The following is a 15291-nucleotide window of genomic DNA, read 5'->3' as shown; positions in this document are numbered from 1 at the left end:
CCGGCTGTAACACAGCGTGACTTCCATCCGTCGCCGGTCTAAACCCTGCCCAAAATCAAAAGGGATCAGGAGACCACGCCATGGCGCGCATCACGCTGCGACAACTGCTCGATCACGCGGCCGAGGAAGGCTACGGCCTGCCCGCCTACAACATCAACAACATGGAGCAGGGCCTCGCGATCATGGAGGCCGCCCATGAGGTCAACGCGCCGGTCATCATCCAGGCCTCGCGCGGCGCCCGCAGCTACGCCAACGACATCGTCCTGGCCAAGCTGATCGACGCCCTGGCGGAACTGTATCCTCACATCCCGGTCTGCATGCACCAGGACCACGGCAACGGACCGGCGACCTGCGCGACCGCCATCCAGTACGGCTTCACCTCGGTGATGATGGACGGCTCGCTGGAAGAGGACGCCAAGACCCCGGCCAGCTACGAGTACAACGTCGACGTCACCCGCCGCGTCACCCAGATGGCCCACAGCTGCGGCGTCTCGGTCGAGGGCGAGCTGGGCGTGCTGGGTTCGCTGGAAACCGGAATGGGCGAGGCCGAGGACGGCCACGGCTTCGAAGGCAAGCTGGACCACTCGGCCCTGCTGACCGACCCGGATCAGGCCGTCGATTTCGTGCGCGCCACCAAGGTCGACGCTTTGGCCATCGCCATGGGCACCAGCCACGGCGCCTACAAATTCAGCCGCAAGCCGGACGGCGAAGTGCTGGCCATGAACGTGATCGAGGAGATCCACCGCCGCCTGCCGGACACCCATCTGGTCATGCACGGCTCGTCCTCGGTGCCTCAGGACCTGCAGGACATCATCAACCAGTACGGCGGCCAGATGCCCCAGACCTGGGGCGTGCCGGTCGAGGAAATCCAGCGCGGCATCAAGCACGGCGTGCGCAAGATCAACATCGACACCGACAACCGGATGGCCATCACCGGCGCCATCCGCAAGGTGCTGGCCGAGAAGCCGGGCGAGTTCGATCCGCGCGCCTATCTGAAGCCCGCCAAGGAAGCCATGCGGAAGCTGTGCGTCGAGCGTTACCAGCAGTTCGGTTGCGAGGGGCAGGCCTCGAAGATCAAGCCGCTGTCGACCGCCCAGATGGCCAAGCGCTACGCCTCGGGCGAACTGGACCCGCACTTCGGCGGCGCCGCCTCGCGCGCCGCCTGATCCGGCCTTGAGTTACGGCGCCTCACCAGGCGCCGTAGAGCCTCTGGAAACGATAGCGGACGTCACGGGCATTGCGCTCGGCGTCATCCAGCTCGCGCTGCGCACGACGCCAGTCCCGCTCGGTGTCCTCGCGCTCCCGGCGGATTTCCTGGATGCGGTTGCGGATCTGGTCGCGTTGCTCGTCGGTCAGGCCGTCCTGACGCAGTTCACGCTGCTTGGCGGTGATCTTGTCGTCGAGTTCCTCGAGCCGCGCGCCGTAGCTGTTGATGCTGCTGCGGACCGTCGAGACAGCCTGTTCGGCCGCGTAGACCAGCTGGCCGTCCTGATAGGCCGGCAGGAAGTCCCGCTCCAGATCGCGTGGGCAGACGCCGTTGTAGGCCGCGCCGCTGCGCCCCTGGGCGAAACCGTTGGGCAGGGTGCAGTAACGCAGCACGCCCTGCGCCCAGCCCGCGCGATAGGCGCCGTCGTCCGGAGTGATGCCGTGTTTGGAGCAGGCCTCAGCATGCTCGCCCAGCCGGCTCTGGGCGTAGCCGGCCGCACCGTCGGAGAAGCCGCGGCCGCCCCAGTCGCCGGCCATGCACTCTTCCGCACTCATCGTCGCGCAACTGCCCAGAGACGCGCCGGCGACGACCAGAGCCATACCGATCCAGATGATACGCATGAGGCCCTCCCCCGAAGACGGTTAACACACTACCTTAAGGCGCAGCTTGTTCCAAGTCGGGTTTGACCCGCGACGACCGGGGCGTGCTAGACGGAACGACCGCCGTGCGGCGGCGGAGTAGATGGTGCCCGACGAACCCCTGCTGAGCGATGACGAGGACGGCGCGGTGCTGGAAGCCCGCATAGAGACCGGCGGCGTCCGTCTGGACAAGGCGCTGGCGGAGGCCTTTCCAACCCTGTCGCGGGCCCGGTTGCAGGCCCTGCTGGCCGAAGGCGCCGTCACCCTCGAGGGAGAAAGCGTCTCGGGCGGATCGTCCAAGGCGAAGGCAGGCCTGTACGCCATCACCCTGCCCCCGGTCGCCCCGGCGACGCCTCAGCCCGAGGCGATCCCGCTGACGGTTTTGTATGAAGACGCGGACCTGATCGTCATCGACAAGCCTGCCGGCATGGCGGCCCACCCGGCGCCCGGGACCGAGACCGGAACGCTGGTCAACGCCCTGCTCGCCCATTGCGGTGAGAGCCTTTCGGGGATCGGCGGCGTCGCCCGACCGGGGATCGTGCATCGGCTCGACAAGGACACCTCCGGCGTCATGGTCGCCGCCAAGACGGACCGGGCGCATCAGGGACTCTCGGCCCTGTTCGCCACCCATGACATCGAGCGGACCTATATCGCCCTGACGCGCGGTGCACCGAGCCCGGCCAGGGGACGGATCGAGACCCTGATCGGGCGCTCGTCATCCGACCGCAAGAAGATGGCCGTGCTGAAATCCGGTGGGCGGAACGCCATCACCGACTACGAGGTCCAGCGCACCTTCGGCGAGCCCGCGCGCGCGGGCGGCGCGCCGCCAGCCGCGCGGGTCGCCTGCACCCTGCATACCGGACGGACCCATCAGATCCGGGTGCATCTGGCCTCAAAGGGCGCGCCGATCCTCGGCGACCCCGTCTACGGCTCCGGAAGCCCCGGCATCCCTGTGCGCGCTGCCGTCGCGGAGGCGGGATTGACCCGACAGGCGCTGCACGCAGCTGTCCTGGGCTTCGTCCACCCCGTCACCGGCGAGGCCCTGCGGTTCGAAACGTCGCCGCCTGCCGATATGCAGACACTCGAAACCCTCCTCACCCAGCTCTGAAGGTCTTCCGATGCTCGACCCGGAAATCCACGATAACGCCGACGCCAGGCGCTACGAGCTGACCATCGACGGCGAGATCGCCGTCGTGACCTACAACCTGTCGCCGCCGAACCTGATGATCAACGAGACCCTGGTGCCGGAACGTCTGGAAGGCCGGGGCATCGCCAGCCGGCTGGCGAAACACGTCATCGAGGACGCCCGGGCGCGTGGTCTGCTGATCCTGCCGGTCTGCCCCTTCTTCTCCAGCTATCTGCAGAAGCACCCGGAACATGCCGAGGTCGTTCACCCGACCTATCGGCAGATTCTGGGAATCTGAGTTCTCAGCCGCGCCCCTCTTCAGGGGCGCGGCGCCGGCCTGGCCCGGCTCCCCTCCACGGCGGGCAGGCCCTCGATTTCGAGGGCGTAGGGGGGACCAAAGAACAGGGGGCACGGGAACTCGTCGCCATTGCGATCGTAGTTCGCGGCGACCAACCGTCCGCCCACATCTCCGCCCAAGCGCTCTCTGACAGGCTCAAGGTCCAGGACCGGCCCCAGACGTTCCCCCGTGATATTGAATGTGCCAGCGTAGACCACCGCCCCCTCGGGCGCCTCAAATGACGGGCCGCCGAGACAGAAGTTGAACGAACCGCTCTCCCCCAGAATCCATCGACCGGGCGGCACCGTGAAGCTGTACCAATTCCCCTCCCGGCCTATGAAAAGCGGGGCGGTCCATCCCTGAGCCAGATAGCGTTTGGCGGTCTGCCCCTCTCCATCATCTCGCTGAACGAACCCGAGGTTGGTGCCGTACGAGAAGGTCCCGCCTTGCACCCGGAAGATGATGACCGCCTTCCCGGCGGCCGGGGGTTTGAACCTGCCGTCCTTGCGGATGAGCTCATACTGGACATGTCGTTGAGGCTGGACCGCCGCCGGAGGCTCGCCTTGCGCGGCCACCAGCGTGAAGATGCGCGTGGTGACATCCGCGCGGACCGGAACCGGCGGCTCTCCACTCCAGCGAACGGAAGACGGGCGAGAGCCTTCGTTGCCCCATTCGCGAACCAGTTCACCGACCGGGCTCTCCGCCCCCACCATTCCATCAAGTTCGGCGCGCAGAGCATCGTCGTTCAGATCATTGAGCCGCGCCTGCTCGACTTCGGGAAGCGAAACCACACGCCATCCACGCGCAACCATGCATGTTTCCATCCGACCGGCATTGATGGATGCAATGTAGCGCTCGACCGGGCCGCTCCAGATCAGGCGGCTCAGGAAGCTTGAGTTCACCGGCGCGTCCGGCGCGGGAGGACCGAGAAGGTACACGCCGCACGCCGTCATGTCGGCGTTCTGCTCCGCCAGCGTCGCTCCGACACGGTTGAAGTAGGTCGCGCCCGATCGGCCCCCGTTGAAATAGTCGGCTTCCCCCGGGTCAGACGCCACCAGCAGAAGCGCCCCCGCGACCATGGATGTAAGCTGCATGAATCCCCCTTCAGCAGCGACGACTAAGTCCGGAAGAAGCGTGCTTTCGCAAGCCGAAACAAGTCAGTCTTGATTAAGAACTTACTATCCGCTATAAGCTCCCTCGACTGGCGTAGTGGCGCCCGGGCAACGGTCACGCTTTCGTGTGACAATCCGCCTCTGACAAAGACGGAAACCCGTCCCCATCTATCCGGTTGAGGGGTGAGGCGTCGGTGCACATTCGGTGGCCGATACCGTTGGACCCGCTCGGGAATACGGTCGGAGGGACCACAGACTATGGCTTCCAATACTACGCTCGCGGTGATGTCGCCCGAACAGGGGCTCTCGCGCTATCTGACGGAAATCCGCAAATTTCCGATGCTGGCCAAGGACGAGGAGTTCATGCTGGCCAAGCGCTGGACCGAGCACCAGGACCCCGAGGCCGCCCACCGCCTCGTCACCTCGCACCTTCGTCTCGTGGCCAAGATCGCCATGGGGTATCGCGGCTACGGCCTGCCGATCGGCGAAGTGATCTCCGAGGGCAACGTCGGCCTGATGCAGGCGGTCAAGAAATTCGACCCGGACAAGGGCTTCCGCCTGGCGACCTACGCCATGTGGTGGATCCGCGCCTCGATCCAGGAATACATCCTGCGCAGCTGGTCGCTCGTGAAGATGGGCACGACCGCCGCGCAGAAGAAGCTGTTCTTCAACCTGCGCAAGGCCAAGAGCCAGATCTCGGCCTTCGAGGAAGGCGACCTGCACCCCGATCACGTCGACCAGATCGCGACCAAGCTGGGTGTGACCAATCAGGACGTGATCGACATGAACCGCCGTCTCGGCGGCGACGCCTCGCTGAACGCCCCGCTGCGCGCGGACGGTGAGAGCGAGTGGCAGGACTGGCTGGCGGACGACACGGCCGTCTCGCAGGAGACCCAGCTGGCGGAAGACGAGGAGAAGTCGATCCGCATGAGCCTGCTGCAGGAGGCCATGGAAGAGCTGACCGACCGCGAGAAGCACATCCTGACCGAACGTCGCCTGAAGGATGATCCGGTGACGCTGGAAGAACTGGCCGGCGAATACGGCGTCAGCCGTGAACGGGTGCGCCAGATCGAGGTGCGCGCCTTCGAGAAGCTGCAGAAGGCGATGCGCGCCGCTGCCGAAGAGCGGAACCTCGTCGACGCCTGACAGCGCGGGTCGACGGAGCCACAGTGATCAGGGCGGGCTGGTTCAGCCCGCCTTTTTCATGCCTGCGGCGGAATGCATGGCCAGAAGGCCGCCGATCGGGGCCGACAGCGTCTCCTTCGAGCCCTGCCCCGCCGCGAGGCTGACCTCAAGCGCGCCGACCGCGACGACGAGCCGCGTATCGGCCGCCTTCAGGGCAATCGTCTTCAGGGCTCCCGCCTGCTCGCGGATGGCGCGGACGGCCTGCATCGGATCCCGATCAAACTGATCCAGGGCGGCGGCGAGGATGCGCATCGCCTGATCCTTTGCGGCGTCGAGCGCATTGGCGCCCGCCGCATTCCGATCGCCCTTCCGCTTCGCCGGGCCGGTGTATTCGCCCGAGTTGAACCGCCGACGGTCCGGGCCGACATAGCCGACGGCCTCGATCCAGTCGCGCGGCTTGAGGGCGACATTCTCCACCCGTTTCCAGAGATCGCCGCTGGTGAAGGGTTTGCGCAGGAACTCGTGCACGCCGGCGTCCCGGGCGCCGAGAATGGTCGTCGCGGTGGCCTCGCTGGTGACCATGATGATCGGCGCCCGACGGCAGTCCATGTCGGAGCGGCGGATGCGACGGGACAGACTCTCGCCGTCCAGCCCGGGCCCCGTCCGTTCCGTGAAAATGAGACCGGGCTCCAGGGCGGCGGCCGCTTTCAGCGCGCGCGATTCATCCGCCTCAACGACCACATCCCGCGAGCCCAGCGCCTTCACGATATCGGTCAGCAGCCGCGCGGCGTGCGGGTTCGGGTCCACGATCAGGACCCGCTTCGTCACCGGCTCGATCCGGGCGAGGATGCGACGATCAACAGAAAACAAGGGCGAACCTCCTCAGGCCCGCTCCTTATGCCGTCACAGGGTTAAATTGCGTTGAACGCTAAGGAGTTGTCCCTACCCGAGGAAGGGATCACGCATCAGGATCGTATCGTCCCGCTCGGGGCTGGTGGACAGCAGGGCGACCGGCGCGCCGATCAGCTCCTCAATCCGCCGCACATACTTGATCGCATTGGCGTTGATGTCCTTGAAGCTCCGGACCCCGGCGGTGCTTTGGCTCCAGCCTTCCAGCTCCTCGAAAACGGGTTCGGCCGCCGCCTGGTCCTTCAGGCTCGAAGGCAGATAGTCCAGCACTTCGCCGTTCACCCGATAGCCGACGCAAATTTTCAGCGTCTCCAGACCGTCCAGCACATCCAGCTTGGTCAGGGCGATGCCGTCGATGCCGTTGATCGCCACAGATTGACGGACCAGCACGGCGTCGAACCAGCCGCAGCGGCGGGCGCGGCCGGTGTTGACGCCCACCTCGCGACCGACGGTGGCCAGATGCTCACCCACAGCATCGTTGAGTTCGCAGGCGAACGGCCCCTCGCCGACGCGGGTGGTGTAGGCCTTCACGATGCCCAGCACGTAGCCGACGCCGCGCGGGCCGATGCCCGCCCCGGCAGCGGCCTGACCGGCGACGGTGTTGGAGCTGGTGACATAGGGATAGGTGCCGTGATCGACGTCGAGGAAAGCGCCCTGCGCGCCCTCGAACAGCACGCGCTTGCCGGACTTCTGCGCCTGATCCAGCACGCGCCAGGCCGGCTTTACATAGGGCAGTATCTTCGGCGCGATCTCGAGCAATTGGTTCAGCAGGGCCGCAGGATCGATCGGCTCCAGCCCCAGACCGGCGCGCAGCGGGTCATGGTGCGAGCGCAGACGGTCGATCTTGACCTTCAGGTCCTCGGCATCGGCGAGATCGCAGACGCGGATCGCCCGACGACCGACCTTGTCCTCGTAGGCGGGACCGATGCCCCGGCCCGTAGTGCCGATCCTGGCGCCGGGCGCGCTGGCGGCCGCCTCGCGCGCCACGTCCAGCGCCGGATGGATCGGCAGGATCAGGCAGGCGTTGTCCGCGATGGTCAGGATGTCCGGGGTGATGGCCACGCCCTGGGCCTGGATCTTCTCGATCTCGCCGACCAGGTGCCAGGGATCGACGACCACGCCGTTGCCGATGATCGAGGGCTTGCCCTGCACCACCCCCGACGGCAGCAGCGCCAGCTTGTAGACCTTGCCGTCCACGACCAGCGTATGGCCCGCGTTGTGACCGCCCTGGAACCGCACGACCATGTCGGCCCGGTTCGACAACCAGTCGACGATCTTGCCCTTGCCTTCGTCGCCCCACTGGGCGCCGACCACTGCAACGTTCGCCAAGACACTTCTCCGCTGATCCGGTTTCCGGAATGCGGGCGCAGCCTATAGCGGGGGAATCGTCGGGTGTCCCGTCAGTCGGCGGAATATTCCGCGATCGCCGTTTCGAACGCCCAGTCCAGCCAGGGGGTCACGGCCTCGATGTCCGCCGCCTCGACCGTGCAACCGCACCAGATGCGGAGGCCGGCAGGGGCGTTTCTATGCCCCTCAATGTCAAAGGCGGCCCCCTCGTCTTCCACCAAGGCCTTCATGCGGGTCACGAGCGCTCGCCGCGCATCGTCATCCAGGGCCTCGACCCGGGGATCGACGATCTTCAGACAAACCGAGGTGGTCGACCGGATATCGGCGTCCTCGGCCAGGTAGGCGATCCACGGCGTCGCGGATACCCAGCGATCAAGGGCGGCGGCGTTCGCGTCCGTGCGGGCGATCAGGGCTTCCAGGCCGCCGATGGACAGTCCCCACTCGACGCCATCGATCCAGTCCTCAAGGGTCCAGACCGAGAAGGTGTTCAACATCGACCCCGTCGCAAGCGTCCGCTCGAAGCCGTTCTCTCCCCGCAGTCGCAGGACCTTCGGAACCGGACGCGGCGGCTCGAACCGGTCCAGCCGTTCGACCGCACGAGGCGAGAGCGCCGCGACGCCCAGCCCGGCCTCCCCGCCCAGGGCCTTCTGGAAGCTGAAGGTCACCACGTCCAGTTTCCCGAACGGCAGCGGCATGGCGAAAGCCGCCGACGTCGCGTCGCAGATCACGATCCCTTCGCGCTCGGTGGACAACCAGTCACTACCCGGTGCCTTCACGCCGGACGTCGTGCCGTTCCACGGAAACACCAGGTCCTTCGCCGGATCGACCCGTGAGGTGTCCGGAAACCGGCCCCACGGCGCCGAAAGGATTTCAGGCTCAAGGTTCAGATGGGATTTGGCGTCCGTCGCCCAGACCTTGCCGAAATTCTCGAAGGCCATGACCTGCACAGGCCGTTCCCCGAGCATCGACCACATGGCCGCCTCGACCGCCCCGGTATCCGAGCCCGGCACATAGACCATCACCCAGTCATCGGGCACCTGCAGCAGAGCCCGGGTCATCTGCAGTCCGTAGGCAAAACGTTGGACCACCTCAGGTGCGCGAATGCCGCGGCCAAGAAGGCCGTGAGGAATAGCCTGCGAGGACCATCCGGGGCGCTTTGCCGTCGGACCGGACGAGAACCAGGGGCGTTCGGGTTTGATGCTGGGCTTGCGGGTCATGGGTCAGTCCCGGAAAGGCCGGATCGGTCCCGCGTCGCGAACCTTCTGCGCCAGCCTGTCCAGCGCCTCATCGGCCTCCGGCAGGACGATCATCAACTTCGCCAGCAAATCACCGCGCTTGCCGTTGGCGAAGGCGCCCCGCCCCTTGAGCCGCAGGATCTTGCCCGAGTTGGATCCCTTGGGAATGGTCAGGCTGACCGTCCCTTCGGGCGTTCGCACGGGCACCTTCCCGCCGAGCACGGCGTCATATAACGGGACCGGCTGCTCCATGGTCAGGTCGGCGCCCTCCCGGGTGAAGACCGGATGCGGCGCCAGCTTCAACTCGATCAGGGCGTCGCCGTTTTCCCCGCCGCGGCCGGGCATGCCCTGCCCCTTCAGCCGGATCGTCTGTCCGTCGCCCGCCCCCTTGGGAATGGCCACGTCCAGGGTCCGGCCGTCGGAAAACTGGATCCGGCGGGTCGCGCCTGAGATCGAGTCCTCAAGGCTGATCTCGAGCGTTGCGCGGACGTCCTGGCCCTTCGGGGAAAACCCGCCCCGCGCGCCGCCCGGCCGGGCGCCGCCGCCAAACATGCCGCCGAAAATCTCGTCTAGGTCGATATTCTCGAAACCGCCCCGCGCGCCGCCCTGCCCGAAGGGGCCCTGACCAAAGCCGCCCGGCCCACGGTCTCCGCCGCCGCCGAATCCCCGGAACTGTTCACGGCCGTCGACATCGATCTCGCCGCGATCAAATTTCGCGCGCTTGTCCTTGTCGCCAAGGATATCGAAGGCGGCGGTCACCCGCTTGAAGCGGTCTTCGGCAGCCTTGTCGCCAGGGTTCTTGTCCGGGTGCAAATCCTTGGCGAGTTTGCGGAACGCCTTCTTGACCTCGTCCTGGCTCGCGCCCCGGGCTACGCCCAATTCCTTGTAGGGATCGCCGGCCACGTTCGAGTTCGCTCCTGTCTTCGCGGTGGAGCATTTCAGTTAGGCCATCCGCGGGATTCCGCAAACCTCATCCTGCCGACATCGGCGGATTACAACGCCAGGACGGCCTCCTCTCCCCAACCGTACCCGTCGCCCCACTGGGCGACCGATACAGTCGCATGTCCGTAGACACCGTCCGGAAAGTCCGACGCAACCTGCTCCGCCGAAGAGAAAGCCTGCAGATCGGTGGTTTCGATTTCACGCCGAACGGTATTGCCCTCGGCAAGGCGGACGCGAAACCGCAGCGGATCGCTCTGCCGGTCCGCGCCGTCCCAGCTGTCGCCCCAGAGCCGCGAGCGGGGAATCCAGCGAACCTCAACGCCACCGTCACCAAGGCGAAGGCACTGAAGGTGAGCCGGGCTCCAGGGGCGCATATGCCGGCCGGTGAACTCGAAGACGGTATCAGCGACCGTCGCTCCCCCCGGGGTCCCGACCGGCCCCGCCCTCCAGACGAGGGGAAGGCGCTGCTCGCCGGCGGCGATTGACGCCCGTCGGGTCTCCGCCCCCAGAAAGACGACAAGGCCGCCAGTTGACGCCCCTGCCCGCATCGCGTCCTCCGAACCGAACTGTCCTCGCAGCAGGTTTGAAAGACGCCACACGCCGTCGCCGACCATGTCAGCACGGTGAAACTGAACGATTTCCCAGCCCCTTGTCCTTCGTTTCGGGCGCGACGGCCCGTCGTCGATCCGCAACGGATCGTCGCCAGCTCAGCATCATGATCTCCTTGGAGCGGGAGCGGGACCGCCGCTCCGGATCGGTCCTTCCGGTGATGCCCAAAGTATGCGGCGCCAGCGACCAGCCGCCGGAATATGGCCGACTGCTTTTTATTAGCCTTTGAGTTATCTCGGGTTTGTCTGACAAATCCCGTCAGGCGTCACCGACCTCAGACGCCCCGCTCCTCCCGCCATTCAGGCGCCTCGAAGTCCAGCGCGTCCTCGGCCTCCTTCAGCGCGAGTTCGGATACGGTCTGCCCTCGTACCGACACTCCGGCCTCATGCACGGTCTCGCGGCTGCCCGAGACCAGAGGATGCCAGGCCGCCAAAGGTCGGCCCTCGTGCAAGCGGCGGTAAGCGCACGACTTCGGCATCCATTCCAGGGCCTCGATATTCTGCGGCGTCAACTTGATGCAGTCGGGCACCGTGGCCTTGCGGTTCGCATAGTCGGAACAGGTGCAACGAACCGGATCGAACAGCTTGCAATGCACCCGGGTCGGGATGACCTCGCCCGTATCCTCGTCCTCGAAACGCACCAGACAGCAAAGGCCGCACCCGTCGCACAGGCTTTCCCACTCCTCGCGGGTCATCTGTTCAAGGGTCTTGGTTTCCCAGAAGGCGCTCATGCGCGGCTCCTTACGCCGATCGACGCCGCATGTCGCGGTCAGTGACTGACGGACTTGGAGAACAGATTGATCACCGCGACCCCGCCGACAATCATCGTCAGACCGGCGATCGCCGGAGGATCCAGCCTCTGCTTGAACAGAACCACGCCGATCGTCGCGATCATGACGACGCCCAGTCCACTCCAGATGGCGTAGGCCAGCCCCACCGGGATCTGTCTCAGAGCTATGGAAAGCAGGTAGAAGGCCAGCGTGTAGCAGAGCGCCATCCCGATCGTCGGCCAGGGGCGGGTGAATTGCTGCGACAACTGCAGGAGCGTTGTACCCGCGACCTCAAGGCCGATCGCCGCCGCCAGTGCGCACCAGGTCAGCGGGCTCACGTCCCGGCCTCCATCAGCACGTGCCCCGGCGTCAGCAGCGAGAGAAGCGCCTGTCGTTGTTCCGATGAGACCGGATAGACCCCGAAAATGTCCGACATCCACAATCCGTCGGCCACCAGTCGCAGCAACAAGGCGTCGTCTGCGCCAACGGGGTCAGTCGGGTCGTCCGCCCGCGCCGCCGCGGTGGCTGCGGTCCAGCGATCGCGCAGCGAAGGCTCGAGGGCGCAAGCGGCGAGAATCGCCCGCCCGATGCTCATGTCATCCGGCGTCACGGCGTCATTGATCGTGACCCGCAGGTAGGCCCGCGCCAACCGGCCATAGGGCTGCGGGTCCCGCGCCGCCTCCGCTATGATGGCGTCGCTGAACATCGCGCCCAGGTGATCCACGACACCTTCCAGCAACGCCATCTTGCTCGGGAAATGGTGCAGAAGCGCGCCCTTGCTGACCGTGGTTCGCGCCGCCACGGCGTCGAGGGTGAACCCCTTGGGACCGACCTCTGCGATCACCTCAAGGGCCTTTTCGAGAACTTCCGCGCGAGTCGTATCCGGGGCGCGTCGACGGGTCAGCGTATCCATAGTCCGCTACATACCGTCCGGACGGTATGGGTCAAGTCATGACCGGTGGCGAGCCGCCGCGCCCTCCTCTATATGGCCGCCATGGCTGCCCGTCCCCCGTTGATCGCCCTCAAGGATGTCCGTCTCCAGGACGGTCCCCGCCCCCTGTTCGACGGTGTCGACATGGCCATCGAGCCGCGCACGCGCGCCGCCCTCGTGGGCCGTAACGGTGCGGGGAAATCCACCCTGATGAAGCTCGTCATGGGCCTGATCGAGCCCGACGCCGGCGACCGTTCCGTCCAGGCCGGCACCCGCTTCGCCTATGTCCCGCAGGAGCCGGACATCAGGGGCGATACCCTGCTGGACTACGCCGCCTCCGGCGAAGCCGAGCGCTGGACCGCCGAGAGCTGGCTGACCACCTTCGGGCTCGACCCCAACAAGTCGACCGTCAATCTCTCGGGCGGCGAGACTCGACGCGCGGCTCTCGCCAAGGCCTTCGCCGAGGAGCCGGACCTGCTCCTGCTCGACGAACCGACCAACCACCTCGACATCCTGGCCATTGAACTTCTCGAGAACGAACTGCTCTCGGCCCGTTTCGCCGTTCTGGTCGTCAGCCACGACCGCGCCTTCCTGAACCGGGTCACCCAGTCGGTGCACTGGCTGGAGGGCCGCAAGGTCCGCACCCTCGACAAGGGCTTCATCGCTTTCGACGAATGGGCCGCCAAGGTGATGGAGGAGGAAGCCGAGTCCCTTCGTCGCCTGACCAAGCGGATCGAGGCCGAGACCTATACCTTCTACCGCTCGATCACGGCCCAGCGCACCCGCAACGAAGGCCGCGCACGCGCCCTGCAGGCGATGCGCGCCGACCGCGCCGAGCGCGTCCGCGACCTCCCGCGCGAGCTCCAGCTCGGCGTCGACAGCGGCGCCGTCTCGGGCAAGCTCGTGGCCGATCTGAAGGGTGTCACCAAGCGTTTCGGCGACCGGACCATCTTCAAGGGGCTGACCACCCGCGTCATTCGCGGCGACCGGCTCGCCATCGTCGGCCCCAACGGTGCGGGCAAGACGACGCTGGTGAAGGTTCTTCTCGGCGAGCTCGCGCCCGATGAGGGTACGGTCCGCATGGGCGCCAATCTGGAGCCGGTCTATCTCGATCAGTCGCGTGAGGGGCTGAAGTCGGACATGACCCTTTGGGACGCGCTGACCCCGGGCGGAGGCGACTCCATCCTCGTGCGCGGCCACTCCAAACACGTCGCCGCCTACGCCAAGGAATTCCTGTTCCAGGAAGGCCAGCTGCGCCAGCCGATCTCGACCCTGTCGGGCGGTGAGCGGAACCGCTTGCTGCTGGCCCGCGCCCTGGCCAAGCCGGCCAACATGCTGATCCTCGACGAGCCCACCAACGACCTCGACATGGATACCCTCGAGAAACTCGAGGAACTGCTTGAAAGCTATGACGGCACCCTGATCCTCGTCAGCCACGACCGCGACTTCGTGGATCGGCTCGCGACCTCGACCATCGCCATGAACGGGCGCGGCGACATCGTCGAAACCCCCGGCGGCTGGTCCGACTTCGTCCGCCAGAACCCGGGCTTCCTCGCCCCGCCCCCGACGGAGGTGAAGCGGACCGGTTCGACAGAGGCCGCCACACCCACTCCGCCCGCCCAGACGAAGAAGCCCGGCAAGCTGTCCTTCAAGGACGTGCACCGTCTGAAGGAACTCGAGGGTCTGCTGGAAGCCCTGCCCGTCCAGATCGAGAAGCAGGAGGCCATTCTCGCCGATCCGACTCTCTACAGCCGCGATCCCGCCGCCTTCGACCGCGCCATGAAAGCCGCCGGGAAGGCCCGCACCGACCTTGAGAACGCCGAACTGGAATGGCTGGAGCTTGAGGAGAAGAAGGCCGCGCTCACCGCTTAGCGGCGGCCGCACGCCGCATCGTTCCGCACCCTGAAGCCGCCTAACGTCGCGCCATGCCCGCAACCGTCAGACACCTTGAGCTCAGTCCCTCCGAGCGTCGCGCGGCGGAGCGCATCAATGCCGCGCTCGCCCTCGCACCGCGCCTGAAAACTGACAACTGGAGACTGGAGGCCGGCCAATGGGCCAGCACCATGTTCGGCGGCGCAGCACAGCGGGTCACTGCCGCGTGGCTCAAACGCAAGGGCGTTCGGGTTGAGACAGTCCGGGTCTCCGCCCCGAACGGGGCCGTCCATCTGAGAGTGCTCAGGCCGCCACATCCACCCCGTGGTGTCGTTCTCGACATGCACGGCGGCGGCTGGGTCGTCGGCAGCGCCGGATTGAACGACCGCATCAATGCCGACCTGGCCGCCGAGGCCGGCTTCGCCGTGGTGTCGGTGGACTACCGATTGCTGAATGAACGCCGCGGCGTTCTGCTCGAGCACGCCATCTCCGACTGCACAGCCGCCGGGCTCTGGCTCGCGGAAAACGCCGCCGCGCAGTTCGGCACGACGACCCTGTTCCTCGTGGGAGAATCCGCTGGCGCACATCTGGCGGCGTTGACGGCCCTGGCGCTGCGTGACGCCCAACGCCTTCAGGCCTTCAGGGCCTGTGTCTTTGTGTACGGGGTCTTCGATCTTTCGGGCACACCCTCCGTTCGCGCGGCCGGTCCGGACACCCTGCTGCTGAACGGGCCGACTATGGCCGCCGATCTCGCGCGTCTCCTGCCTGATCGGAATGAAGCCGAGCGTCGTCACCCTGACGTCTCTCCGCTTTACGCGGACATGGAGGGCCTGCCTCCGGCCCTCTTTATTTCCGGCGAACTGGACCCGCTGCGGGACGACAGCCGTCTGATGGCTGACTCTTGGTCAGCGGCCGCCCCCAGCGTTCTGCTGCGGGTCCCCCTCGCCCCCCACGGTTTCGTGCATTTCGGCGGCCCGTTGGCGGCCCGAAGCCTTGCAGAGATCCGGACATGGCTGACCCAACGGGTGGAAAACTGAACGTCAGGACGGGATCTCGACCGGGAATTCACCCTGTCCGGCCGACACTGTGCATAACGTCGCAATATCTTCACAAATCGAAGAAAATTGCCGAT

The 15291-nt window shown here is 66.4% G+C and carries 16 protein-coding genes; 6 read left to right on the top strand and 10 right to left on the bottom strand.

Annotated elements, in window-relative coordinates:
- The first annotated feature begins 80 nt into the window (after window positions 1-80).
- Window positions 81-1166, top strand: coding sequence for a class II fructose-bisphosphate aldolase (fba, locus tag ACLQ7T_RS03220; protein WP_420478109.1), 1086 nt, complete (start codon window positions 81-83; stop codon window positions 1164-1166).
- Between the two features lie 22 nt (window positions 1167-1188).
- Here fba and ACLQ7T_RS03215 read toward each other — a convergent pair whose 3' ends face one another.
- The gene (locus ACLQ7T_RS03215) at window positions 1189-1827 is read right to left on the bottom strand and encodes a DUF2799 domain-containing protein (RefSeq protein WP_420478108.1); all 639 of its coding nucleotides are present in this window, start codon (window positions 1825-1827) and stop codon (window positions 1189-1191) included.
- Window positions 1828-1948: 121 nt separating this feature from the next.
- Between ACLQ7T_RS03215 and ACLQ7T_RS03210 the strand changes: the two genes are divergently transcribed.
- Both ACLQ7T_RS03210 and ACLQ7T_RS03205 read left to right on the top strand, forming a co-directional pair.
- The gene (locus tag ACLQ7T_RS03210) at window positions 1949-2953 is read left to right on the top strand and encodes an RluA family pseudouridine synthase (protein ID WP_420478107.1); all 1005 of its coding nucleotides are present in this window, start codon (window positions 1949-1951) and stop codon (window positions 2951-2953) included.
- A gap of 10 nt (window positions 2954-2963) precedes the next feature.
- A complete protein-coding gene (locus ACLQ7T_RS03205; RefSeq protein WP_420478106.1) occupies window positions 2964-3269 on the top strand; it encodes a GNAT family N-acetyltransferase in 306 nt (101 codons plus the stop codon).
- A gap of 20 nt (window positions 3270-3289) precedes the next feature.
- Here the strand turns inward: ACLQ7T_RS03205 and ACLQ7T_RS03200 are convergent, their stop codons facing one another.
- A complete protein-coding gene (locus tag ACLQ7T_RS03200) occupies window positions 3290-4402 on the bottom strand; it encodes a hypothetical protein (protein ID WP_420478105.1) in 1113 nt (370 codons plus the stop codon).
- A gap of 276 nt (window positions 4403-4678) precedes the next feature.
- On the opposite strand from ACLQ7T_RS03200, the gene rpoH reads away from it, so the two are divergent.
- Window positions 4679-5566, top strand: a complete 888-nt coding sequence (gene rpoH, locus ACLQ7T_RS03195) for an RNA polymerase sigma factor RpoH (RefSeq protein WP_420470822.1) — start codon at window positions 4679-4681, stop codon at window positions 5564-5566.
- Window positions 5567-5608: 42 nt separating this feature from the next.
- Here the strand turns inward: rpoH and ACLQ7T_RS03190 are convergent, their stop codons facing one another.
- The 8 genes from ACLQ7T_RS03190 to ACLQ7T_RS03155 form a co-directional block, all read right to left on the bottom strand.
- The gene (locus ACLQ7T_RS03190) at window positions 5609-6415 is read right to left on the bottom strand and encodes a response regulator (RefSeq protein WP_420478104.1); all 807 of its coding nucleotides are present in this window, start codon (window positions 6413-6415) and stop codon (window positions 5609-5611) included.
- Window positions 6416-6487: 72 nt separating this feature from the next.
- Window positions 6488-7783 (bottom strand): adenylosuccinate synthase, encoded by a 1296-nt coding sequence (locus ACLQ7T_RS03185; protein WP_420478103.1) that lies wholly within the window; start codon window positions 7781-7783, stop codon window positions 6488-6490.
- Window positions 7784-7854: 71 nt separating this feature from the next.
- Window positions 7855-9018, bottom strand: a complete 1164-nt coding sequence (locus ACLQ7T_RS03180; protein WP_420478102.1) for a phosphoserine transaminase — start codon at window positions 9016-9018, stop codon at window positions 7855-7857.
- 3 nt (window positions 9019-9021) lie between these two features.
- Window positions 9022-9939 (bottom strand): DnaJ C-terminal domain-containing protein, encoded by a 918-nt coding sequence (locus ACLQ7T_RS03175; RefSeq protein ID WP_420478101.1) that lies wholly within the window; start codon window positions 9937-9939, stop codon window positions 9022-9024.
- Window positions 9940-10028: 89 nt separating this feature from the next.
- Complete coding sequence (locus tag ACLQ7T_RS03170; RefSeq protein ID WP_420478100.1) at window positions 10029-10670, bottom strand: GTA baseplate fiber-binding domain-containing protein; 642 nt, start codon at window positions 10668-10670, stop codon at window positions 10029-10031.
- A 191-nt stretch (window positions 10671-10861) separates the two neighbouring features.
- The gene (locus ACLQ7T_RS03165) at window positions 10862-11317 is read right to left on the bottom strand and encodes a YcgN family cysteine cluster protein (RefSeq protein WP_420478099.1); all 456 of its coding nucleotides are present in this window, start codon (window positions 11315-11317) and stop codon (window positions 10862-10864) included.
- A 38-nt stretch (window positions 11318-11355) separates the two neighbouring features.
- On the bottom strand, window positions 11356-11694 hold the full coding sequence (locus ACLQ7T_RS03160) for a DMT family transporter (RefSeq protein WP_420478098.1): 339 nt from the start codon (window positions 11692-11694) through the stop codon (window positions 11356-11358).
- Complete coding sequence (locus ACLQ7T_RS03155; protein WP_420478097.1) at window positions 11691-12269, bottom strand: TetR/AcrR family transcriptional regulator; 579 nt, start codon at window positions 12267-12269, stop codon at window positions 11691-11693. The genes ACLQ7T_RS03160 and ACLQ7T_RS03155 overlap by 4 nt, the downstream gene beginning before the upstream one ends.
- 72 nt (window positions 12270-12341) lie before the next feature.
- Here ACLQ7T_RS03155 and ACLQ7T_RS03150 point away from each other — a divergent pair, with 72 nt between their 5' ends.
- Together ACLQ7T_RS03150 and ACLQ7T_RS03145 are read left to right on the top strand one after the other, a co-directional pair.
- Window positions 12342-14159, top strand: coding sequence for an ABC-F family ATP-binding cassette domain-containing protein (locus tag ACLQ7T_RS03150; RefSeq protein WP_420478096.1), 1818 nt, complete (start codon window positions 12342-12344; stop codon window positions 14157-14159).
- Between the two features lie 53 nt (window positions 14160-14212).
- A complete protein-coding gene (locus ACLQ7T_RS03145) occupies window positions 14213-15196 on the top strand; it encodes an alpha/beta hydrolase (RefSeq protein WP_420478095.1) in 984 nt (327 codons plus the stop codon).
- The last annotated feature ends 95 nt before the right edge of the window (window positions 15197-15291 follow it).

The sequence above is a fragment of the Brevundimonas sediminis genome, from assembly GCF_048799765.1.
Lineage (GTDB): Bacteria > Pseudomonadota > Alphaproteobacteria > Caulobacterales > Caulobacteraceae > Brevundimonas.
Note: the sequence above shows the minus strand (reverse complement) of the source record. Positions and strands in the feature narration are given on the sequence as shown.

Bases quoted from the DNA above. Each gene is read 5' to 3' on its own strand.
- ACLQ7T_RS03205 (WP_420478106.1), top strand. From the start codon at position 2,964: ATGCTCGACCCGGAAATCCACGATAACGCCGACGCCAGGCGCTACGAG.
- rpoH (WP_420470822.1), top strand. From the start codon at position 4,679: ATGGCTTCCAATACTACGCTCGCGGTGATGTCGCCCGAACAGGGGCTC.
- ACLQ7T_RS03210 (WP_420478107.1), top strand. From the start codon at position 1,949: ATGGTGCCCGACGAACCCCTGCTGAGCGATGACGAGGACGGCGCGGTG.
- ACLQ7T_RS03150 (WP_420478096.1), top strand. From the start codon at position 12,342: ATGGCCGCCATGGCTGCCCGTCCCCCGTTGATCGCCCTCAAGGATGTC.
- ACLQ7T_RS03180 (WP_420478102.1), bottom strand. From the start codon at position 9,018: ATGACCCGCAAGCCCAGCATCAAACCCGAACGCCCCTGGTTCTCGTCC.
- fba (WP_420478109.1), top strand. From the start codon at position 81: ATGGCGCGCATCACGCTGCGACAACTGCTCGATCACGCGGCCGAGGAA.
- ACLQ7T_RS03155 (WP_420478097.1), bottom strand. From the start codon at position 12,269: ATGGATACGCTGACCCGTCGACGCGCCCCGGATACGACTCGCGCGGAA.
- ACLQ7T_RS03215 (WP_420478108.1), bottom strand. From the start codon at position 1,827: ATGCGTATCATCTGGATCGGTATGGCTCTGGTCGTCGCCGGCGCGTCT.
- ACLQ7T_RS03200 (WP_420478105.1), bottom strand. From the start codon at position 4,402: ATGCAGCTTACATCCATGGTCGCGGGGGCGCTTCTGCTGGTGGCGTCT.
- ACLQ7T_RS03165 (WP_420478099.1), bottom strand. From the start codon at position 11,317: ATGAGCGCCTTCTGGGAAACCAAGACCCTTGAACAGATGACCCGCGAG.
- ACLQ7T_RS03145 (WP_420478095.1), top strand. From the start codon at position 14,213: ATGCCCGCAACCGTCAGACACCTTGAGCTCAGTCCCTCCGAGCGTCGC.